The 21,465-nt window shown below is 70.1% G+C and carries 15 protein-coding genes and 2 pseudogenes; 10 read left to right on the top strand and 7 right to left on the bottom strand.

Features of this window, described 5'->3' with window-relative positions; all coding sequences use genetic code 11:
• Positions 1–2 precede the first annotated feature (2 nt).
• From IW249_RS10540 to IW249_RS10500, 9 genes and pseudogenes are all read left to right on the top strand, one after another.
• A complete protein-coding gene (locus tag IW249_RS10540) occupies positions 3–803 on the top strand; it encodes a CpaE/TadZ family protein (protein WP_196920566.1) in 801 nt (266 codons plus the stop codon).
• On the top strand, positions 793–2,334 hold the full coding sequence (locus IW249_RS10535) for a TadA family conjugal transfer-associated ATPase (protein ID WP_196920565.1): 1,542 nt from the start codon (positions 793–795) through the stop codon (positions 2,332–2,334). Before IW249_RS10540 ends, IW249_RS10535 begins: the two co-directional genes overlap by 11 nt.
• Positions 2,295–3,241, top strand: a pseudogene (locus tag IW249_RS10530) (type II secretion system F family protein). The gene IW249_RS10535 and the pseudogene IW249_RS10530 overlap by 40 nt, the downstream one beginning before the upstream one ends.
• A 117-nt stretch (positions 3,242–3,358) precedes the next feature.
• Positions 3,359–4,228 carry a type II secretion system F family protein gene (locus IW249_RS10525; RefSeq protein ID WP_196924725.1) on the top strand — a complete coding sequence of 290 codons (870 nt, stop codon included), beginning with the start codon at positions 3,359–3,361 and terminating at the stop codon, positions 4,226–4,228.
• Positions 4,229–4,251: 23 nt separating this feature from the next.
• Entirely contained in the window at positions 4,252–4,458 is a 207-nt protein-coding gene (locus IW249_RS10520) for a hypothetical protein (protein ID WP_196920563.1), read from the top strand.
• Positions 4,459–4,463: 5 nt separating this feature from the next.
• A complete protein-coding gene (locus IW249_RS10515; RefSeq protein ID WP_196920562.1) occupies positions 4,464–4,907 on the top strand; it encodes a TadE/TadG family type IV pilus assembly protein in 444 nt (147 codons plus the stop codon).
• Complete coding sequence (locus IW249_RS10510; RefSeq protein WP_196920561.1) at positions 4,904–5,371, top strand: TadE/TadG family type IV pilus assembly protein; 468 nt, start codon at positions 4,904–4,906, stop codon at positions 5,369–5,371. Before IW249_RS10515 ends, IW249_RS10510 begins: the two co-directional genes overlap by 4 nt.
• A complete protein-coding gene (locus IW249_RS10505) occupies positions 5,368–5,817 on the top strand; it encodes a pilus assembly protein TadG-related protein (protein WP_196920560.1) in 450 nt (149 codons plus the stop codon). Before IW249_RS10510 ends, IW249_RS10505 begins: the two co-directional genes overlap by 4 nt.
• A gap of 14 nt (positions 5,818–5,831) precedes the next feature.
• Positions 5,832–6,866 (top strand): annotated as a pseudogene (locus IW249_RS10500) (LysM peptidoglycan-binding domain-containing protein); the annotation flags it as partial.
• 599 nt (positions 6,867–7,465) lie between these two features.
• Here the strand turns inward: IW249_RS10500 and IW249_RS10495 are convergent.
• Positions 7,466–8,320 (bottom strand): Rieske (2Fe-2S) protein, encoded by an 855-nt coding sequence (locus IW249_RS10495; protein ID WP_196920558.1) that lies wholly within the window; start codon positions 8,318–8,320, stop codon positions 7,466–7,468.
• A 196-nt stretch (positions 8,321–8,516) separates the two neighbouring features.
• Here IW249_RS10495 and IW249_RS10490 point away from each other — a divergent pair, with 196 nt between their 5' ends.
• Entirely contained in the window at positions 8,517–9,317 is an 801-nt protein-coding gene (locus IW249_RS10490) for a crotonase/enoyl-CoA hydratase family protein (protein ID WP_196920557.1), read from the top strand.
• 1 nt (position 9,318) lies between these two features.
• Here IW249_RS10490 and IW249_RS10485 read toward each other — a convergent pair whose 3' ends face one another.
• From IW249_RS10485 to IW249_RS10460, 6 genes are all read right to left on the bottom strand, one after another.
• On the bottom strand, positions 9,319–13,014 hold the full coding sequence (locus IW249_RS10485; RefSeq protein WP_196920556.1) for a galactose-binding domain-containing protein: 3,696 nt from the start codon (positions 13,012–13,014) through the stop codon (positions 9,319–9,321).
• A 91-nt stretch (positions 13,015–13,105) separates the two neighbouring features.
• Positions 13,106–15,988: a galactose-binding domain-containing protein gene (locus tag IW249_RS10480; RefSeq protein ID WP_196920555.1), complete on the bottom strand. Its 2,883-nt coding sequence runs from the start codon at positions 15,986–15,988 to the stop codon at positions 13,106–13,108.
• A gap of 141 nt (positions 15,989–16,129) precedes the next feature.
• The gene (locus IW249_RS10475; protein WP_307788560.1) at positions 16,130–17,749 is read right to left on the bottom strand and encodes a glycoside hydrolase family 13 protein; all 1,620 of its coding nucleotides are present in this window, start codon (positions 17,747–17,749) and stop codon (positions 16,130–16,132) included.
• Positions 17,750–17,889: 140 nt separating this feature from the next.
• Positions 17,890–18,777 (bottom strand): carbohydrate ABC transporter permease, encoded by an 888-nt coding sequence (locus IW249_RS10470; RefSeq protein ID WP_196920553.1) that lies wholly within the window; start codon positions 18,775–18,777, stop codon positions 17,890–17,892.
• 11 nt (positions 18,778–18,788) lie between these two features.
• Positions 18,789–19,745, bottom strand: a complete 957-nt coding sequence (locus IW249_RS10465; protein ID WP_112586243.1) for a carbohydrate ABC transporter permease — start codon at positions 19,743–19,745, stop codon at positions 18,789–18,791.
• A gap of 86 nt (positions 19,746–19,831) precedes the next feature.
• Positions 19,832–21,211 carry an ABC transporter substrate-binding protein gene (locus tag IW249_RS10460; RefSeq protein ID WP_196920552.1) on the bottom strand — a complete coding sequence of 460 codons (1,380 nt, stop codon included), beginning with the start codon at positions 21,209–21,211 and terminating at the stop codon, positions 19,832–19,834.
• Between the last annotated feature and the right edge of the window lie 254 nt (positions 21,212–21,465).

The raw sequence follows: 21,465 nt of genomic DNA, 5'->3' as shown, positions 1-21,465 counted from the left end.
GCATGGCCATCATCGCGCTGGTGTCCGCGAAGGGTTCGCCCGGCGTCACCACCTCGGCGCTGGCCTGCGCGCTGGCCTGGCACCGGCGGCTGGTGGTCGCCGAATGCGACCCGGCCGGCGGCTCGATCCTCGCCGGATACCTCGGCGGCCAACTGGACGGCCCTCGCGGCATCGGAGAGCTGGCCGTCGGCGAGTTGCGCGACGGCAACCTGGAAAGCGCGTTCTGGTCTCAGCTGGTCGACCTGGACGCACCCCGCCGGGAACGGCTGCTGCTGCCCGGCCTCGTCGACCCGGCCCAGAGCGGCAGCGTCACCCCGCTCTGGCAACGCTTCGCCGACTACTTCGACGCCCTCGACCGCGGCACCCCCGGCTACGACGTCCTTGTCGACTGTGGCCGGCTGCACGTGACCGGGCCACCGTGGCCGATACTGCGGGCCGCCTCGGTGGTGCTGTTGGTGACCCGGGCGCACCTGCCGGACCTCTCCGGCACCCGCGCGGTGGTCACCGCCATCGAACGGGACTTCGCCGAGCACCGGGTGCCCCCGGGCACCCTGCGGCTGCTGCTGGTCGGCGACGGGCACGGGCGGGCCGAGATCAGCCGCGCCCTGAAACTGCCGATCATCGCGCGGCTGCCGCACGATCCGCGTACCGCCGGGGTGCTCGCCCTGGGCGGGACCGTGCGGGCCGGACGGCCGCTGATGCGCGCGGCGTCCGCGCTGGAGGTCCCCATCGGGGCGCTCCTGGAACGGCGGCGGGCCCGGTTGGCGTGGCCCGTGCAGCAGGGGGTGCCGGATGCGGTTTGAGCCGGTCTCCACCGACCCACGCCAACAGCCACCAGGCGTGACCTCCACCGCGCCACCCCTGGCCGAACCGAACGGCCGGCACCACCAGTCCGGAACGCAGCCGCAGCCGATGACAGCGGCCACCCCGCCGCCGCAGTCGCCGCCCCGACCCCGGATGGATTTCCAGGTGGTCCGGGAGCTGCGCCGGGAACTCACCGAACGGCTCACCCTCTGGCAGCGCGGCCGGGAGTTCACAGTCGACGAGGAGGACACCGAGCGGGCCCGACTCGCCGTCACAGTGGTCGCCGCGTACGCGGACTCCGTGCGCCGGGCCGGCACGCCCATGGCCGCCGGTGATGAACGCCTGCTGCTCGACCAGGTGACCGCCGAGCTGGTCGGGCTCGGCCGGCTACAGACCCTGCTGGTCGACGACACCATCGAGGAGGTGCACATCCTTGGCTGCGACCAGGTACGCATCACCAGGCGCGGCGGTGGGGTGGACTGGGCCGAGCCGATCGCCGACAGCGACGCCGAACTGGTGGAGATCCTCCAGGCGGCGGCCCGCCGGGCGGGCGCGACCGAGCGGTCCCTCTCCACGGTGAAGCCCACCCTCGACCTGCAACTGCCCGACGGCAGCCGGCTGGCCGCGGTGTTCCTGGTCAGCCACCGCCCGTACGCGGTGATCCGCAAGCACAACACGCTGGAAGTGAGCCTCGACGACCTCGCGGGCGCCCGAGGTGACCTGGACGAGATGATCGACCCGCTGCTGCGCGACTTCCTCCGCGCGGCGATGCGCGCCGGTCTGAACATCATGGTCGCCGGATTGGCCGGCGCCGGAAAGACCACCGTCATCCGGGCGCTGATGAACGAGATCCCGCAGGATGAGCCGTACGTGCTGTTGGAGGAGAGTCGGGAGCTGCTCCCGGCCCGCCGCCGGGAGCGGCACCGGGCGGTGATGAGCTTCGAGGCCCGCGAGGGCCACGGCGAGCGCGGCTTCGACGGCCGCCCGGCCGGCGAGGTGACCATCGCCGACCTGATCCCACTGTCGCTGCGGATGGGCGTCCTGCGGATCATCGTGGGCGAGGTGCGGTCCCGGGAGATCGTGCCGATGCTCCAGGCGATGACCACCAGCCGGGGGTCGATGTGCACCATCCACGCCCGTACCGCCGCCGGGGTGAGTGAACGGATCGTCGAGCTGGCCCTGGCGCACGGCCGCGAGATGACCGTCGACCAGGCCCGCCGGATGGCCGGCAACGCGCTCGACCTGATCGTCTACGTCACCATCGAGGACGAGACCGCGATCGGCGGGCGGAAACACCGGTTCGTCTCCCACGTGGAGGAGGTGATCGGGGCCGGCGAAGCCGGTCGGATCACCACCACCACCGTCTTCGGGCCCGGCCCGGACGGTCGCGCGGTCCCCCGGCACCTGCCGGAGCGGGTCCGCGACCAGTTGCTGCGGGTGGGTTACGACGCGCGGCTGCTGACCCGGTGGGTCGAGGCCGGCGCCGGTGCCTGGCGGCGGCCACGGCAGACCCGACTGGCCCGGCGGTGACCTGATGCTCGGCAGCCTGGAGTTGATCGCGGTGGTCTCCGGGGCCGCCTGTGTGGCCGGGTTGGTGCTGGCCGTTGTCGCGCTGGTCGGCACCCGCCGGCCCCCCGGGCCGCGCCCGGGCAGCGGGCCGGGGCTGAGCCGACTGTGGCGCGGGCCGGGCAGCACCCCGGCCGAGCAGCGCGGCTACCAGGCGCTGCTGGTCGCCGCGCTGGTCGCAGGCGCGTTGGCGTTCCTGCTGACCGGGCTACCGGTGGTCGGCCTGCTGGTCGCGGTGGCGGTGCCCGGCACCCCGTGGCTGTTCGGGGTGGGCAAGGCCGAACAGCGGGCCATCGCCCGGATCGAGGCGGTCGGCGAGTGGACCCGCCGACTCAAGGACGTCTCCGGCACCGGGCAGGGCCTCCAGCAGTCGATCATCGGCACGATCGGCAGCGTGCCACCCGGCATCGAGGACGAGGTACGGCTGCTCGCTGCCCGTCTCCAGGCCGGCTGGATGGCCCGCTCCGCGCTGCTGGCGTTCGCCGACGAGATCGCCGATCCGGTCTGCGACCAGGTGGTCGCGGCGCTGATCCTGCACCTGTCGGACCGGGGTGAGCGGCTGGGTGACGTGCTCGGTTCGATCGCCGGCGCGGCGTCCGCGGAGGTGGCCACCCGGCGGGAGATCGAGGCCAAGCGCACCCAGCCCCGGTTCGCGGTTCGCTTCCTCACCGGGATGACGCTGGCGACCCTGGCGTACGGGCTGATCAACGCCGAGTACGTCAGGCCGTACGGCACACCCGTGGGTCAACTGGTGATGGCCGCCCTCGGCGCCGCCTTCATCGGCCTGCTGGCCTGGGTGCGGTCGATGAGCCAGCCGCAACGGCCGGCCCGGTTCCTGCCGGCGCCCGACCCCAGCGAGGTGATCGCGTGAGCGCGAGGAGTGCAGCGCAGCGGAGCCCCGCAGTCGCGAACGAAAGGCGGCTCCAGTGAGCGCGAGGAGTGCAGCGCAGCGGAGCCCCGCAGTCGCGAACGAAAGGCGGCTCCAGTGATCCTGAACTGGCAGTTGGCCATCGCGGTGTGCGGTGGTGCCGGGATCGGCCTGGGCGTCTTCCTGGTGGTCCGGGAGTTGGTGCCGGCGACACCGGCGCTCGGGCCGGCGCTGCGCCGACTGCACCAGCCGCCGGGCACCGGCCGGGTGTCCACGCCCGCGTCCCGCCGACTCGACTGGTTGACCGGCATGTCGCGCTGGTTGCGGCCGCCGCAGATGCAACTCGCCCTGATCGGTCAGACCCCCGAGCAGTACGCGCTGTCGGTGCTGCTCTCCGCCCTGATCGGGTTGGCCACGCCGACTCTGCTCGGGGCGGCGCTGTGGGTGCTCGGCGTTCCATTCCCGCTGGTAGTGCCGGTGCTGGGCAGCCTCGGCCTGGCGCTGCTGGGCGGCCTGCTGGCGCACCGCGCCGTGTTGACCAAGGCGAACGCCGCCCGCGACGAGTTCCGCCAGGCGGTCTGCACCTACCTCGACCTGGTGGCGTTGCAACTCTCGGCGGCGCACGGGCCGGTGCAGTCGCTGGAGCGGGCGGCGGCGGTCTGCGACGGTTGGGTGTTCGACCGGCTCCAGGAGTCGCTGCGGATCGCCCAGATGCAGATGCACGCGCCCTGGGACGAACTGCGCGACCTCGCCGACAAGATCGGGATCCCCGAGCTGGGCGACGTCGGCGCCATCATGCGCTCCTCCGGCAGCGAGGGCGCGCAGGTGCACGAGACGCTGCGCAGCCGGGCCGACTCGCTGCGCGACCAGATCCGCACCGACAACCTCGCCCGCGCCGAGGGGGTGACCAGCAAGCTCGACATCCCGGGCGCGCTGCTCGTCTTCGTGCTGCTCGGGTTCGTCCTCTATCCGTTCATCGCCCGTGTCTGACCCCCTCCCTGAAGGAGTACGCCATGTCCATCCTCAGCTACCTGCACGTCGTGCTGACGACGCGCCTGGCCGAGCTGCGCCGGGAGGGTGAGCGCGGCGACAGCCCGGTGCCCACCGCGGTGATCATCGCCGGCCTGGTCGTCGTCGCTATGGCCGTCACCGCTCTCGCCCTGACCAAGGCCGACAGCTGGATGACCGGCATCCCGGACTACACGAAGCCCGCCAAGTAGCCGGGATGCGTCGAGCCGCGCTGTCGAGGTGGCACCGGGTGGTCATCGCCGCCCGGCGCCGCCTCGCGGCCAGCGACCGGGAGCGGGGGGCCAACCCGGTGGAACTCGCCGTGATGATGCCGCTGATCCTGGTGCTGCTCTTCGCCTCGATCCAGATCGCGGCCGTCTTCCTCGCCCGCTCCACCGCGTTGCACGCCGCGCAGAGTGGCGTCAACGCCCAGCGGACGTACCAGGCCAGGGACGGTGTCGGAGTGGACGGCGCCACCCAGTTCCTCAAGGCCGCCGGCGGTTGGCTGGTGGGCTGGGACAAGGCCGGCCCGACCTGCGTGACCACCACTACCGACGTGACCTGCACGGTGAGCGGCCGGTCCCTGTCGGTGGTGCCGGGAGTGGACTTCGCGATACAGCAGACCGCCCACGGGACGGTGGAGAGGGTGACCCCGCCATGACCCGTACCGCCGAGCGGGGCTCGGTCTCCATCGAGGTGGCGGTGCTCGCACCCGCGTTCATCGCACTGATGGTGCTGGCCGGTGTGGTCGGGCGCAGCGCGGTTGCCGCGGAGGCGCTCGACGCGGCCGCGCACGACGCGGCGCGGGCCGCCTCGATCTCCCGGGATTCCGACACCGCCCGGCAGAAGGCGCTGGAGGCCGCCCAGAAGCAGTTGGACTGGCACGGCCTGGTCTGCGCCAACGACCTGGACCCGGCGTTCACCGGCTCGTCGCCGGGCAACGAGTCCAGCTTCGACGACGCCTTCAGCAGCTCGGTCGGTACGGACGCCACGGTGACGGTGACGATCAGCTGCCTGGTGTCGTTCAAGGACGTGACGCTCGACATCCTGCCCGGGATGGAGAGTGAACGATTGATCACCGCGCAGTTCACCTCCCCACTCGACCGTTACCGGGGTCGGCAATGACGGCCACCACGTCGGCTGTCAGGTCCTCGCGGGCAGGTGAGCACGGCCGGGTGAGCATCTTCCTCGCGGTGACGATGGTCGGCGTACTGGCCATCATCGGCCTCTCCTTCGACGGCGCCGGGCAACTCCGCACCCTGCAACGTGCCCAGAACCTGGCTGCCGAAGCGGCCCGGGCCGGCGGTCAGGCCATCGACCGGGCCACCGCCATCGAGGGCGGGCCGAAGCGGATCAATCAGCCGGAGGCGCGCAAGGCGGTCGCCAACTACCTGGATGAGGTGGACACCGCCAGCCACACAGTGAGCTTCCCCGAGGTCGACGGGGAAATCCTGATCCGGGTGACCGTCTCCATCACCTACCAGCGCTCGATGATCGGACCGTTCGTCCAGGACAAGGCGGTCACCGTCACCGGCGAGGCGACAGCGCGTGCCATCACCGCAACACCGTAGGAAGGTAGGCAGCCATGCCCGTATCGGGTGGGTCCGTCGTACGGCGGACCGGACGGATCCTCACCGGCATCGGCGCGCTGGCCGTGCTCCTGGTGCTGTTGGTCGGCGCGCCGATCGCGCTGCTCGCCTTCGCCGGTAACCCACTGCCCGATCACCTTCCCACGATCAGCGAGGTGGGCACGGCGCTGACCAGCCGGGATGACGGTCAGCTCTTCCTGCGGGCGTTGGCGGTGGCCGGTTGGTTCGGCTGGGCCACGTTCGCCTTCTCCGTCCTCGTCGAGTTGGGGGCGCAGACCCTGCGCCGGCCGGCGCCGAAGCTGCCCGGGATGGGCCGTCAGCAGAAGGCCGCCGCCGCGCTGGTCGGCTCCGTCGCGCTGATCCTGGTCGCCAGCCCAGCCGCCGCCAGCGCCGCGGCGATCTACGGAACTCCGGTGTACGCGAGCCCGAGCGCGCCGGCCGTGACCACCCTGGCCGCGCCGACCCACGCGACCACAACCCCGGACATGGCCGCGCCGGTGTACCGGGTGGCGCGGGGCGACTACCTCGGGGAGGTGGCCGAGCGGTACCTGGACGAGTTCGGCGACTACCGACAGCTCGCCAAGCTGAACAAGCTCGACGACCCGGACCGGATCCGCCCCGGCCAACTACTTCGACTGCCCACGGAGGCCGCCGACCAGGGGTCCCGGCAGCACGCCACCGGCCGGCTCGTCGACCGGCCCGTGGCGCGGAAGGCGCCCGCGCCCCGGCCGGCGCCCGAGCGGGCCGCACCGCCGCAGGTGGCCCCGGCACCACCCAGCGGTACGGAGTCAGCGGGCCAACCACCAGCGATGACTGTCGGTGCGGCCCGAGCCGGTGCCGCCGATCGGGTGAACCGCCCGCTGGCGGTCTCCGCAGTACTGGCGGTGGCGAGCATCGTCGGCGCCCAGATCGGCGCGGTCCTGGGGCTGCGTCGCCGCCCAGCCACCGCCGGGGCGGCTCCCCGACTGGCCGCCTCCTCCCGCACATCCCGGGGCGGCGCGGGCCGGAGCAGCAGTGGCGCGGGCCAGCGGGCCAGTGGTGGGGTGGCCGGGAGCGGTGCCGCGTGGGCTGCCAGCCGGGCGGCAGCGGCCATCGAAGCTCCCGCGACACCGAGCAGCGGGGCGGCAAGTAGCGGCAGCGGGTTCGCACCTTCGGGAAGCGGAGCGGCACCTGCCGGCAGCGGAATGGCTTCCCCCGGTAGTACGGCGTTCCCGGGTAGCGGGATGGCTCTCTCCGGCGGCACGGCACCCCCCGGCGGCGGGATGGCGAGCGCCGACGCAGGGGGCTGGAGTGGTGACGGTGGCTGGGCCGGTGCTGGTGGCGAGGGCGGGCTGTTCGACGGCGGGCACGGCCTGGACTCCGTACCGGACGGTCCGCCGGTCGGCCGACACCGACGCACCTGAGCGGGCCGCACGACCTGGTGTCTCCGCCCGGTGTCTACGCCGCCTTGGCGGGAGCGGCCGGGGCAATGTCTCGGAGAGCGATATGACTGTGAGTCATCACGATGACTCACAGGCATCAGCATCGAAGGCGTTACTGTCTTGGGCGCGGAGCGTCGGCGTGAGGTGAGACATCCCGACGCCGGAGGCGCCCGGACCAGGTCACGGCGCGGGCGGGCCAGCGCGAACGGTCAGGGCAGGCGGGTCTGGAGCACGCCGTTCTGGATCCGGGTGGGCAGGATCTGCTGGTCGTTGCCGGACGGCCCCTGCACGACCTCACCGCCGTTGAGCCGGAACGCGCTGCCGTGCCACGGGCAGACCACGCAGGCGTGGCCGTCGATCTCCTGCACTTCGCCCTCGCCGAGCGGCCCGCTCTGGTGCGGGCAACGCTCCAACATCACGGTGACCTCGTCACCGTGCCGGTAGAGGATCACCGAGATGTCGTCGTCCACCTCCCTGGTGATCAGGGTGCGTTGCGGCAGCGTCGCCATGTCGGCCAGCGAGTGCCAGCCGTCGGTCATCCGGTGCAGCTCGGAGACGCTCTGGTTGACCTGCGCGCCCTGCTTGTACGCGAGGTGACCCCCGATGTACGCGCCGAGGCTCACTGTGGAGAGCCCGAGGAAGCCGAGGGCGCGGCCCATTCCGTGCCGGCCGGACAGCCGAGCGGCCAACGAGCCGGCGTAGAGCGTCAGGCCGACGGTGTTGGCGGCGGCGTGCACCAGGCCGACCCGGCGCTGGTCCCGGGCGAGTGCCGCCCAGTCGTTCAGACCGGCGACCGCCGCCGGCACGGCGCTGACGGTGCCGAGACCGACGAGTACGGTGGCGGGCCGGCGCTGCCCGGGCATGAGGTCCAGCACCGCGGCGCTGATCCACGCTCCGACCGGCACCTGCACCATCGCCGGGTGCAGCGGATGCCCGAGGGGCACCCCGTGCAGCAGGTCGCGCAACCGACGCGGACGCAGCGTCCCCAGGACGACCTTCTGCAACCGGTCACCCACGCGGTCCAGCCGGGAGTCCTGCTCAACTTTCGTCAAAAGTGCTCGCACGAGTACCGACTTCCCGGCGATCGCCGTCGCAAACCGGTCGGCGGCGACAAACCTGCCGCACCGCCTCCGCACCGCCCAGGCCGCCGATCTTGCGGTTCCTGCTCCGACAATTCGGGGCACAAGCCGCTAACCGACAACCGGGAGTGCAAGATCGACGGGGATTGTGGGGGTTGGGTGGGGCGGGCATGCTGGCGGGATGGGTGTGCGGGTGGAGCGGGTCGGGGCGGTCACCACTGTGGTGTTGGACCGGGCGGACGTTCGGAACGCCGTGGACGGTCCTACGGCTCGGGCGCTGGCTGACGCATTTCGGGCCTTCGACGCCGACCAGGACTCATCGGTGGCCGTGCTCTGGGGCGCCGGTGGCACGTTCTGCGCCGGCGCCGACCTCAAGGCGATCGGCACGCCGAGCGGCAACCGGGTGGAGCCGGAGGGGGACGGCCCGATGGGTCCGACCCGGATGACGCTCAGCAAACCGGTGATCGCGGCGATCTCCGGGTACGCGGTGGCGGGCGGGCTCGAACTGGCGCTCTGGTGTGACCTGCGGGTCGCCGAGTCCGACGCGACGCTCGGAGTGTTCTGCCGCCGCTGGGGAGTGCCACTGATCGACGGCGGCACCGTCCGGCTGCCCCGGTTGATCGGCGAGAGTCGGGCCATGGACCTGATCCTCACCGGCCGCCCGGTGGCGGCCGACGAGGCGTACACGATGGGGTTGGTCAATCGGTTGGTGCCACCCGGCCAGGCGCGGGCCGCGGCCGAGGAGTTGGCGGCGGCGATCGCCCGGCATCCGCAGACCTGCCTGCGCAACGACCGGGCGGCTCTGCTGGCCGGCGCGGGGCGAGGAGAGCCGGAGGCGCTGGCGACCGAGTTGGCGTACGGGATGAACTCGCTGGCCACTGACGCGGCGGCCGGCGCGGCCCGGTTCGCGGCGGGTGAGGGCCGACACGGCGCGACGCCGCCGGGAGGGGTGCACCCCCCGGCGGCGTCGGCTACCGGCTAGCTCAGTTGCGGTTGATGGTGAAGGTTGTGGTGGGGTTCTGGATGTCCACCGCGTTGTTGCTCAACCGGAGGTTGTTGAAGGTGACCGACCCGACGGCCGGCCCCTGCCCGGCCTCCGGCATCGGGTTCGCCCAGATGGCGAAGCCGGACTTCGCGTCGTAGGCGTCCCCGCTCTTCCGGGCACCGCTGATGGAGATGTTCGTGAAGACCGTGTCGGTGATCGGGTTCTGCGGCTGCCCGCCGACGTAGTTGGTCTGGAACATGATGCCGCTGTAGGTCGGATCGATGATGTCGACATCGCTGACCCGGATGCCCTGGAACACCTTCGAGGCGGAGAAGACCCAGATCGCCGGGAAGGTTTGTGAGCCCCAGAAATGCCCACCGGCCCGCACGATCGAGATGTTCTCGAACCGGGTGGGCGGGCTGGCACCGAAGCCGTTCATCGGATAGCCGAAGTCGAGCGAGCTGATGGTGATGCCGGAGTACACGAGCGTGTCCGCGATGTAGATGTTGCGGAACGTGTTGCCGTAGCCGCCGTACACGGCGACACCGGCGGCCCGCCAGGTCAGCGTCGAGGTCAGGTTCTCGTAGACGTTGTCCCTCATGTCGGCGCCGCCCGCGTCGATGGCTGAGAACAGCGCGAAGCTGTCGTCGCCGGTGGCCCGGGCGTCGTTGTTGCTGACCAGGTTGTTGGTGCTCCCGTTGGTCATGTTGATGCCGTCGGCGAACATGTTCCGGATCCGGGAGTTCTTGATCGTCATGTAGTCGGTGTTCGCGCCCCAGTAGAGGCACACCATGTGCTCGTTCCAGATGTTGTCGATCACGATGTTCGACACGTTGGAGAAGTCGAACACCTTGCCCGGACCGTCGATCCGCGAGGTGTAGTTGCCGAAGTACGCGAAGTTCTTGAACGACGAGTTGGCCGCCGAGTTCTCGGCCCGGAAGCCGATGTCGGTGTTGTCCTGGCCCGACGGCGCGTTGAACCGGGTGTACCAGGGGCCGGCGCCGGTCACCTGGACCGCCTTGCCGTACACCTGGAACTTCGACGAGGTGGAGTAGTTACCGGCCGGCAGGTACACCCCGATCAGGTTGCCGGTGGTGTCCATCCGCACCCGGTCCAGGGCGTTCTGCACGTCCTGGTGGGTGAAGCCGGTCGGCGTGGTGTAGCGCGCCGGGTCCGGGTTGGCGATCGGCGCCACCTGCTCCGTGTTGATGAAGTCGATGGCGTACGTGGTGGTATTGGCCGGGTCCTTCTGAAGGCGGATCTTGCTACCGGCCGGAACTGTGGAGTTGAGCATGACGTTGGCTTCGTCGTAGATGTGCCTCGGACCGCCGGCGCTCGGCGAGTTGCCCGGGCTGGTCTCGTTGCCGTACAGCCAGGCGTACCGGGACGTCAGGTCGATGGCCTTGTGGAACGTGCCATTGACGTAGACGTTCAGCGTCGAGTTGATCCCGCCACCGCCGGCGGCGTCCGGGATGGAGAAGCGGGTGACCAGCGTGTTGGTGCTGGCCCGGGTGGTGAACTCGACGTAGCTGCCGGTCGAGTTGAGGGTCACCGCCCGCCGACCGGACGCCTCACCGGCCAGGTCCCCGACCTCCCGGTTGGGTCCGACGACGGTGGCGCCGCCGCCGATCACGCCGTCCTCGGCCTCGTACATGTCGTACGGCATGTTGGCGCCGCGACCGACGAAGAGCGGCCGGTCACTCGTGTTGTTCGCCTGCTTCACCGGCAGTTCGTTGCCGTCCACGGCGAGCACCACCCGGACGGTGTACTTGCCGTTCGCGGCGGTCCAGGTGCCCAGGCTGATCGGGCCGACCGTCGCCCCGGCGTTGATCACGCCGGAGTACGAGCCGGTCAGGGTACGGACCACGGTGCCGGACTCGTTGAGCACGGTCAGTGTGATGCCGTGCGCCCCGGATGCGGATGCCTGGTTGCCGGCGTTGCGGATGGACACGGAGAAGGTCACCGTGTTGCCCGCCGACGGGTTGCCCGGCGACCAGGCGACCGCCGAGGCGACCAGGTCGGAGCTGGCGACCGCGGCGACGACCAGCGGGCTGGGGTTCGTGTAGCTGTTGTTGGTGTCGTCCTGCTCGACGACGGTGTTCGACTCGTCGACCTTGGCGCTGAGCGGGTAGCTGCCCGAGTCCCGGGTGCCGATGCTGGCGCTGACAGTTGTCGAGGCGCCCGCCGCGAGACCGCCGACCGAAGCCGTGCCGACCCGGGTGGAGCCCAGGTAGAAGTTGACGTTCGTCGCGCCGGAGGCCGCCGAGCCCGCGTTACGCACCGTCGCGGAGAGCGTGATGGTGCTGGTCTCCACGGGTGCGGACGGGCTGAACGACATGCCGGTCACTGTCAGGTCCGGGTTCGGCGCCGGGGTGCCGAAGACCTGGAACTCGGCCACCTGACCGGCGGGAGCGCCGGTGTTCGAGGCGATCGAGAGCCGTACGTCGGCCGCCGCGCCGGAGACCGGGATGGTCACCGTGTTGCCGCTGCCCGGGTTGAAGGTGTAGTTCGCCGCGCCGACCAGTGTGGTGAAGCTCGACGAGCCCTGGTCCCGGCCGAGCACCGTGATGTTCTGGGTACGGGTGCCCCACGCCGAGTCCGGGTTGAGCTTCAGGACGACCTGGCTGAGGCTGGCGTTCGCGCCGAGCTGCACTGTCAGCGTGCTGGGGTTGCCGTTGCCCTCCCAGTAGGTGGCCACGTTGTTGTCGTTGGCGTTGGTGGCCACGAACGTGTGCACGAACCCGGAGGCGGTGATCGGCTTGCCGATCGCCAGGTTGGAACCGGTGGGCGGGTTGCCGGTGCCGGTGCGGGTCACTGTGTTGCTGTTCGCCGACTGGTTGCCGGCCGCGTCCTTGGCCCGCACCTGGTACGACACCGTGGCGCTGTCCGCCTGGCTGTCGGTGTAGGTGAGCGTCGAGCCGTTGACGCTGCCGCGCAGCGCGCCGTTGGCGTAGACGTCGTAGCCGGTCACCCCGACGTTGTCGGTGGACGCCGACCAGGCGAGCCGGATCTGCCCGCTGGCCGGCTGGGTGTAGGCCAGGTTGCCCGGGACGCTGGGTGCCTGGGTGTCGGTGCTGCCGGTGGCGCCGTACACCTCGACCTCGGAGAGCTGGGCGGCCGGCCAGCCGGTGTTGCCGGTGACCTGTACGCGTACGTAGCGGGTGCTGGCGGCGGTGAAGCTGACGGTCGCGGTGTTGCCGCTGCTCGGGTTGAAGGTGTAGCCGGCGGACGCCTTCAGTGTGGTGAAGGACGAGCCGTTGGTCGAACCCAGAATCGACAGCGTCTGGGTACGGGTCTGCCAGTCCGCCGCGGGCGGCAGCTTGAGCACCACCCGGTCCACGCTGACAGTGGCGCCCAGGTCCGCCTGGATCCATTGCGGGAACGCGTTGTTGGCGCTCTCCCAGTAGGTCGACGCGTTGCCGTCGTTGGCGTTGCCCGCCACGTAGTTCTGGTTGTAGCTGCTGGCGGTCATGGTGGCGGAGAGCCCGGCGAGCATGGCCACCCGGGCGGCGGCCGCGGACCTGTCGGCCGCCGGTGCCGCGCTCGCCATGGGGGTGACGACCGGGGCGGTGGCGAGGAGCATCCCGGCGAGCGCGCCGGCGAGGAGTCGTCGGTGGCCGCTTCGGGCGGTACGGGGGACGGTGGTGGGCGCGCCGGTTGGCGGCGTGCCTCGTCTGGTGCCGGTCCTGGACATGGGGTCGCTACACCTCTTTCGGGGGTGGGTGTGGGTGCGTTGCCCGGCGACGGGTGCAGGGGTACGCCCGTCGATCCGCGACAGGTGGGGGCTAGCTGGAGTAGACCTCGAACTCGCTGAGCTGGCCGGCTGGCCAGCCGCTGTTGCCGGTGACGGTCAGCCGCAGGTACCGCTGGGTGGTCGCCGTGAAGGTCACGGTGACCGTGTTGCCGCTGGCCGGGTTGAAGCTGTAGCCGGCGGACCCCTTCAGCGTGGTGAACGTCGAGCCGTTCGTGGAGCCGAGCACCGCCAGCGTCTGGGTACGCGTCTGCCAGGCCGATGACGGTGGGAGCTTCAGCACGACGCGGGACACCGATCGGTCGGCCCCCAGGTCCACTGTCAACGACTGCGGGAACGCGTTGTTGGCGCTCTCCCAGTAGGTGTTCGCGTTGCCGTCCACCGCGTTGGGGGCGGCGTACACGTCGGAGTGGCTGGTCTCGGTGATCGACCGCCCGGCCGCCAGGTTGCCGCTGGGCGGCGGCGTGGTCGGGGGCGGCGTGGTCGGGGGCGGCGTGGTCGGCGGTGGGGTGGTCGGCGGCGGGGTGGTCTGGGTGCCGCCGTACACCTCGACCTCGGAGAGTTGCGCGGCCGGCCAGCCGGTGTTGCCGGTGACGGTGACCCGGACGTAGCGGCGGTCACCGGAGGGCAGCCCGATCGACACGGCGTTGCCAGTGCCGGGGGCGAAGACCCGACCGGCGGACGACGCCAGTGTGGTGTACGCCGAGCCGTCGGTGGAGCCGAGCACCGACAGCGTCTGGGTGCGTTGCTCCCAACCGCTGGGCAGCTTGAGCACCACCCGGTCGACAGACCGGGACGCGCCCAGGTCGATGGTGACCGACTGGGGGAAGGCGTTGTTGGCGCTCTCCCAGTAGCTGGCCGCGTTGCCGTCCACCACGTTGGCGCCCGTGTAGTTCTGGTTGGTGCTGGTAGCTGTCGTCGGCCGGCCCAGCGCCAGGTTCCCGCTGGTCGGGGGCGGGGTGGTCGGAGGCGGGGTGGTGGGCGGTGGGGTGGTCGGCGGCGGCGAGGTGGGTCCGCCGCCCCACTGGGGGTTCGGCCACGGGCCGCAGTACGGGGTCGGCGTGTACCAGCCGGAGTTGCCGGAGCCCTGGGTGATCTGGAAGCCGGCGCCGACGCAGTTGTGCATCGGGTTGCTCTGCGCGATGTTGGTGGCCCGCACGTTGGTGAACGACACCTGGCTGTTCGCCTGCACCTGGAGCGCGTACGTGCCGGCGCCGTCGATCCGTACGTTGTTGAGGTTGATCCCGTTGGTCTGGCCCTCGATCCAGTGCAGCGCCGCGTACGAGCTGTCCAGGATGTCGGTGTCGGTGATGTTGATGGTGGGGTTCTGGAACGCCTCGTTGAGCGCGGAGAACCAGATCGCGCCGACCCCGAAGTTCCAGTTGTAGTCCGAGTTGCCGTTGCGGATCAACGTGTTCCGGGCGATCGTCCAGGTGCCCTGGACTCCGGTGGCGCCCTGCACGCCGGGGTAGCGGTTCGCGACGTGGATGCCACCGCCGTTGGTCAGCGAGTCGGCCGTCACGTTGTCGGTGATCTTGATGTCCCGACCGCCGTAGCTGACCAGGTGGTTGGCCAGCAGGGTCACCCCGATGGTGTTGTGGGTGAAGGAGTTGTTGACGTTCGGCACGCTCTGCGCCCACATCGCCAACGCGTCGTCGCCGGTGTTGCGGACGAACGTGTTGGTCACCGTCGAGTTGGTCACCCCGGTGTGGAAGTTCACCCCGTCCGCGGTCTGGTCCAGGATCCGGCTGTTGCGGATGGTGAAGTTGTCCATCGGGCCGTCCATCCACGCCCCGACCTTGGTGTTCTCCAGCCAGAGGTTGTCGACCACCGAGTTGGTCATCGCCCCGCCCAGGGCGTTGACCTGGTCGTCGTCGACCCGCTCGCGGATGTCGCCGATGATGGCGAAGTCCCGCAGCGTGACGTTGCGGCTGGGCCCGTTCGCCTCGTGTGCGCGGACCGGGCCGGTGTAGCCGCCACCGGGGACGTACTTGCCGTAGATGCCGACGGACCTGTTCCGCTCGGTGGGGTGCCGGCCGCCGAGCACCGAATACCACGGGCCCGCACCGCGCAGTGTCACCCCGTCGACCACCACGTGGTCCCAGAGGGTGAAGGTGCCGGTCGGGATCCACACCGCCCGGCCCTGGGCCTTACCGGCGTCGACCGCCGCCTGGAACTTCGCCGTCGAGTCGGTCGCGCCGCTCGGGTCGGCACCGAAGTCGGTGACCACGTCGAGCACACCGGAGGGCTTCGTGATCGCCGGGGCGACCAGCTCGAAGTCGGCCAGGTCAATGGTGAACGTGGGCGACTGGGCTGTCGAGGCGACCTGGAGCCGGATCTTCGTGCCGGCCGGCTGGGTGCTGCCGAACAGCGCCCGGGTCTCGTCGTAGAAGTGGTGCGGGTTGGTGTCGCCCGGGTTGTTGTTGAACGGGTATCCGCCGTAGTACCAGCCGTACCTCGACGTCACCGGCACCGACTTCAGCAGCGCCCCGTTGGCCCGCAGGTCGATGGCGGCGTCACGGCCGGTGCCGGCCGGGCTGTCCGGCAGGCTGTAGCGGAAGGTGACAGCGTTGGCCGGAGCGGTGAGGGTGAACTCGACGTACTCGCCGACGGCGTCGAGGGTGACCGCCTCCCGGCCGGACGCCTCCGACGGCAGCGTGCCGTAGCGCCGGTCCGGGCCGATCTTCGTGCCGTTGTGGGCGGTCTCCTCCGCCTCCTGCTCGACGAACGGAACTGTGGCGCCTCGATTGGGGATGTCGAAGGGGGACAGTCCGGCTGCCGAGGCCGGCGTTGCGGTGCCGGTGACCGCGAGGGCGGTCACCGAGGTGGCGGCGAGCAGGGCGGCGGCGATGGCGGCCAATCCTGCCCGGGTCGGGTGTCGATGGTGGTGCGGGGTGCCGGTGGTGTGGTTGGCCATGAGCTGCGCTCTCCCTTTCGTCAGGCAGGCCAGATCCCCCCGTGTCGGTGCGTCGTGCGAGTCCCCCTCGTACTCCTCTCTTCGGGTGTGTGGTGCCGGCGGCCGGGACGGGCCGCCGGCACCACGGCGAGCAGAGTCAGGTCAGGCCGGGCCGTCCGCCCCACGCGGCCCGTCGGTGGATTCGGCGGTACGCAGCCAGACCGCCGTGTCGGACGGCAGCATCCCGTCGTCGAGCGGCCCGCTGGCCAGCACCAGCTCCCCCTGAGCTGGCATCGGCACCGGCGCTGCGGAGAGGTTGACCAGGCAGCTGAAGCCACCGCCGCGGCTGAACGCGAGCACCCCGTCCGGGGCGGGCAGCCAGGTCAGCTCACCGTCACCGAGCGCCGGGTCGGCCTTCCGGGCCTGGATCGCCGCCCGGTACAGCTCCAGCATCGAGGCCGAGTCGCCGGTCTGCGCGCTGGCCGTCCGGTCCTTCCAGTCGGCTGGCTGCGGCAGCCACGGCGTCGCGGCACCCTCGGGGCTGAACTCGAAGGGCGGCTCGTCCCCGCCCCACGGCAGCGGTACGCGGCAGCCGTCGCGACCGGGGTCGATCCGACCGGACCGCTCCCACATCGGGTCCTGCCGCAGCGCGTACGGGATGTCCTCGACCTCGTAGAGGCCCAGCTCCTCGCCCTGGTAGACGTAGGCGGCGCCGGGCAGCGACAGTGACAAAAGCGCGGCGGCGCGGGCCCGACGGGTGCCCAACTCCAGGTCGGTGGGGGTGCCCTCGCGCTTGGCGGCGAAGCTGAACCGGGTGTCAGCGCGACCGTAGCGGGTGACGTGTCGGGTGACGTCGTGGTTGGAGAGCACCCAGGTGGCCGGCGCGTTGACCGGCGCGTGCGCGCTCAGCGTCCCGTCGATGCTCTCCCGCAGCGCCGCGGCGTCCCAGGCGCAGCCGAGGAAGTCGAAGTTGAACGCGGCGTGCAGCTCGTCCGGGCGCAGGTAGTTGGCGAACCGCTGCCGGTCCGGCAGCCACACCTCACCGATCAGCGCCCGGTCGGCGTACTCGTCGGCGACCCGACGCCAGCCCCGGTAGATGTCGTGCACCCCGTCGAGGTCGTGGAACGGGTGCGGCTCGTCGTCTCGGACCTCGGGCAGCGTCCCGTCCTTGACCAGGAGCCCCGCCGAGTCGATCCGGATACCGTCCACGCCCCGGTCGAACCAGAACCGCAGGATGTCCTCGAACTCCTCCCGTACCCGGGGGTGGTCCCAGTTGAAGTCCGGCTGCTGCGGGGCGAAGAGGTGCAGGTACCAGTCGCCGGGGGTGCCGTCCGGGTTGGTGGTGCGCGTCCAGGTCTCGCCGCCGAACTCGCCGATCCAGTCGGTGGGTCGCTCGTCGCCGTTCGGCCCCCGGCCGGGCCGGAACCAGAACAGGTCCCGTTCGGGCGCGCCGGGTCCGCCGGCGAGCGCGGCCTGGAACCAGGGGTGCGCGTCGGAGCAGTGGTTGGGCACCACGTCGACGATGGTCCGGATGCCCAGCGCGTGCGCCTCAGCGATCAACGCCTCCACCTCGGCGAGGGTGCCGAAGACCGGGTCGATGTCGCGGTAGTCGGAGACGTCGTAGCCGGCGTCCGCCATCGGGGACGGGTACCAGGGGCTGAACCAGATCGCGTCGACGCCGAGCGCGGACAGGTGGTTCAGCCGGGACCGGATGCCGGCGATGTCGCCGATGCCGTCGCCGTTGCCGTCGGCGAAGCTCCGGGGATACACCTGGTAGATCACGGCTCCCCGCCACCACGGACTTCTGTCAGCTGTGGACACGAGCACCTGCTTTCTGCGTCAGTACGTCGGCGGGTTCGCCGGACCTGGATATGTGTCGGGCGAACGGTCGTTGTTCGCCGCGCGGAAGAACGCGGTGGGGGCTATCCCTTGATGCTGCCCGTGGTCAGACCGGACATGATGTTCCGCTGGAAGATCAGGAAGATGATGACAGTCGGGATCGCGGCGATGACCGAGGCGGCGATCACCACGTTCATCGGCGTGCCGCCCGCGAAGGCGTAGATGCCGACGCTGACCGTCCGGGTCTCGGGCGACGGCATGACCAGCTTCGGCCAGAGGAAGTCCTTCCAGACCGCCGTCACGGCGAAGATCGAGACGACGCCGAGGATGGGACGCGACAGCGGCAGGATGATCGACCAGAGCGTGCGCAGTGACGTCGCCCCGTCCATCAGGGCCGCCGCCATCAGCTCCTCGGGGATCGAGTCGAAGAACCGCTTCAGCAGGAAGATGTTGAACGCGTTCGCGACCAGGGGCAACCAGATGGCGAACGGTGAGTCGAGCAGGTTGATGTGCAGGATCGGCAGGTCGATCACCGTCACGTACTGCGGAACGATGAGGACCATGGCCGGGATCATCAGCGTCCCCAACATCAGGGCGAGGATCACGTTGCCGAAGATCGGCCGAAGCTTGGACAACGAGTACGCCGCGGCGGTGTCGAAGACCAGTTGGAACAGCACCGCACCGATCGCGTAGTAGAAGGTGTTGAAGAGCAGCTTGGCGAGGGCGAGGTTGTTCCACGCGTCGATGTAGTTCTGCGGCTGCGGGTCCTTCGGGAACAGCGACGGTGGGGTCTGCGCGATCTCCTGGCCGGACTTGAGCGCTCCGGTGACCATCCAGTAGAGCGGTCCGAGGAAGACGAGCGTGAACCCCGCCACCACGACGACCAGCAGCGTCCAGTAGATGACCCGGCCGCGCCCGCGGCTGAGCTGGGATTGGGAGATGAGGGTCCGGGTTCCGGAATCCTGTGCCATTCCTCGCCGTCCTAGTCCTGTTTCGCAGTCAGTCGCACGTACACGGCGGAGAAGCCGGCCAGCACCACGAGCATGATCACGCCCAGCGCGGCGGCGCCGTTGAGGTCGTTCTGGAAGAACCCGTGCTGATAGATGAGGTACGCCACGGAGGTCGCGGAGTCCTCCGCGCCCGCACCGTTGGCGAGGATCAGGGGCTCGATGAAGAGCTGCATCGTGGCGACGATCTGCAACATCGCCAGGAGCGCGAGGATCAACCGGGTCTGCGGGATCGTCACGTGGACGATCCGTCGCCAGATGCCGGCGCCGTCGAGCTCCGCTGCCTCGTACAGCTCGCCGGGAATGTTCTGCAACGACGCCAGGTAGATCAGCACCGCGCCGCCCATGTTCATCCAGGTCGAGGCCAGCACCATCGCCGGCATCGTCATCTCCGGCGACTGCATCCACTGCGAGGTGGGCAGGTGCAGTGCCTTGAGGATCGCGTTGAAGAGCCCCGCCTCGCTGGGGTCGTACGCGTAGAACTTGAAGAGGAACAGCGCCGAGGCCGGCGGCAGCATCACCGGCAGGTAGACAAGGATCCGCAGGTACCCCTTGGCGTGCCGGAACTCGTTGAGCAGGATCGCCACGAAGAACGGCACCACGTAGCCGAGGGCCAGCGCGAGCACCGTGAAGTAGAAGGTGTTCTGCCAGGCCGTCCAGAAGCTGGGGTCGGCGATGATGCGGGAGTAGTTGTCCCAACCCACCCAGGTGGTCTCGCCGCGCCGGGTCCGCTGGAAGCTCATGATGATGCCGCGGACCATCGGGTACCAGGAGAAGACGACGAAGCAGAGCACCGCCCCGATCAGGAACGCGTGACCGGTGAGGTTGTCCCGTACCTTGCGGCCGAGGCTGGTGCGCTGTGGCCTCGCCGAGTACGGCGACGGCGGGCGGCCCGGTTTCCTGGGGGTCTCCGGGACGGTGGTGATCGCCAAGGCAACTCCTGGGTGAGTCGGTGACGTCGAGATGTGGTGCGGGTGGCGTGGGGGTCGGGTCGGCGTCCCGACCCCCACACGATCGGTCAGCTCTCGGCGGCGAGGAGCTGGTTGACCTTCTCCTCGGCGGTCTTGAGCAGTGCGTCGATGTTCGAGTTCGGGTTGGTCAGCACACCCGACATCGCGGCGTCGAGCACCGCGTAGACGGCCTGGGCGTTGCGCGGCTCACCCTTGATCGGAACCGGGGTCGCCTCGAAGAGCGCGAAGTTCGCCGTGTCGACGTTCGCGTTCGCCTTCCGCAGCTCCAGCTCCTGCTTCTGCGCGTCACTGCCGTTGGCGAAGAGCAGCGGCTGGGGCAGACCCACCGGGTAGTTCTGCGGCTTGGCCCGGACGTAGTCGAACTGGCCCTTGCCCGGGGTGAGCTTCTGGTACGCGATCCACTTCAGACCGGCCTTGACCTGCTCGGGCGTGAGGTCCTTCTTGAAGAAGTAGCCCTCGCCGCCACCGAGCGTCCCCTTCGCCGCGCCGTCCTGGCCGGGCAGCGGAGCCATCGCCCAGTCCTGGAACTTGCCCTGGAACTGGCTGACGATCGCCTGGGTGGCGTCCGGCGCGCCGATGAACATGCCGACCTTGCCCGCGCCGGCGTTCGTCAGCAGGTCGCCCCACTGCAGCAGCTGGCGGGCGCCCATGCTGTTGTCGCCGTACCGCATGTCCTTGAGGTTCTGCAGGACCTGCTTGCCCATGGCGTTGTTGAAGTCGGCCTTCTTGCCGTCCTCGGTCAGCACACGGCCGCCCTGCGAGTAGAGCAGGGAGGTGAAGTGCCAGCCGCCGGTGTTGCCGGCGCTGTACTCCGAGTAGCCGGCGATGCCGTTGCCGAGCGCGGAGATCTTCTTGGCGGCGGCCCGGACCTCGGCCCAGGTCTTGGGCGGGTTGTTCACGTCGAGCCCGGCCTGCTGGAACAGGGCCTTGTTGTAGACCAGACCCATCGAGTAGTTCTTCACCGGAACGGCGTAGAGCTTGCCGCCGTCGGTGAAGACCTCCTTGAGCGCCGGGTCGACGCTGTCCCAGGTGGGGATCGCGTCCTTGTTGACGTGCGGGGAGATGTCCATCGCCTGACCGGAGTCGAGCACCTGCTGGAGATCGGTCATGTACCCGTAGAACACGTCGGTCACGGTGCCGCCGGCGAGGCGGGCGGTGAAGTCCGGCGGGTTGTTGCACTGCTCGCCGACGCTGACGCTCTTGATGGTGATGTCCGGGTTCTGCTTCTGGAACTCGGCGACGTCGTCGTTCCAGTTCTTCAACAGCTCTTTCTGGGCGCCGACCGGCTGGCAGTCGACGGTGATGGTGACCTTGCCACCGGCGGTCGAGCCCTTGTCGTCACTCTTCGTGGAGCATGCCGTGAGGCTGAGCCCCAGGCCGGCCACGAGCGCAACCGCCGCAGCCTTTCGGTATTGCGGTACGGACATCTGTCCATCCCTTCGGGAACGGGTGTCTCCAATGACCTTCGCTGATCTGCGGTGATACGACCTGACGCCCAGTAGCTGCGTCGGAGCCAGGTGTGAGTGGAGTCACTGTAGCGAGGCCGACTCATTTCGGCAAGGTATCGACCCTGTTCCGAAAGGACACGACGTGATGACGACAGATGTTGGCAAGGATCTGAAAGCAGGCCCTTTTGCCAAGTTTTGCACCGTTATGGCGGGTCATTCGACCCGGTCGATGC

Origin of the sequence: Micromonospora vinacea, from assembly GCF_015751785.1 — a bacterium.
GTDB classification, from domain to species: domain Bacteria; phylum Actinomycetota; class Actinomycetes; order Mycobacteriales; family Micromonosporaceae; genus Micromonospora; species Micromonospora vinacea.
This window is presented reverse-complemented; position numbering and strand designations above follow the sequence as displayed.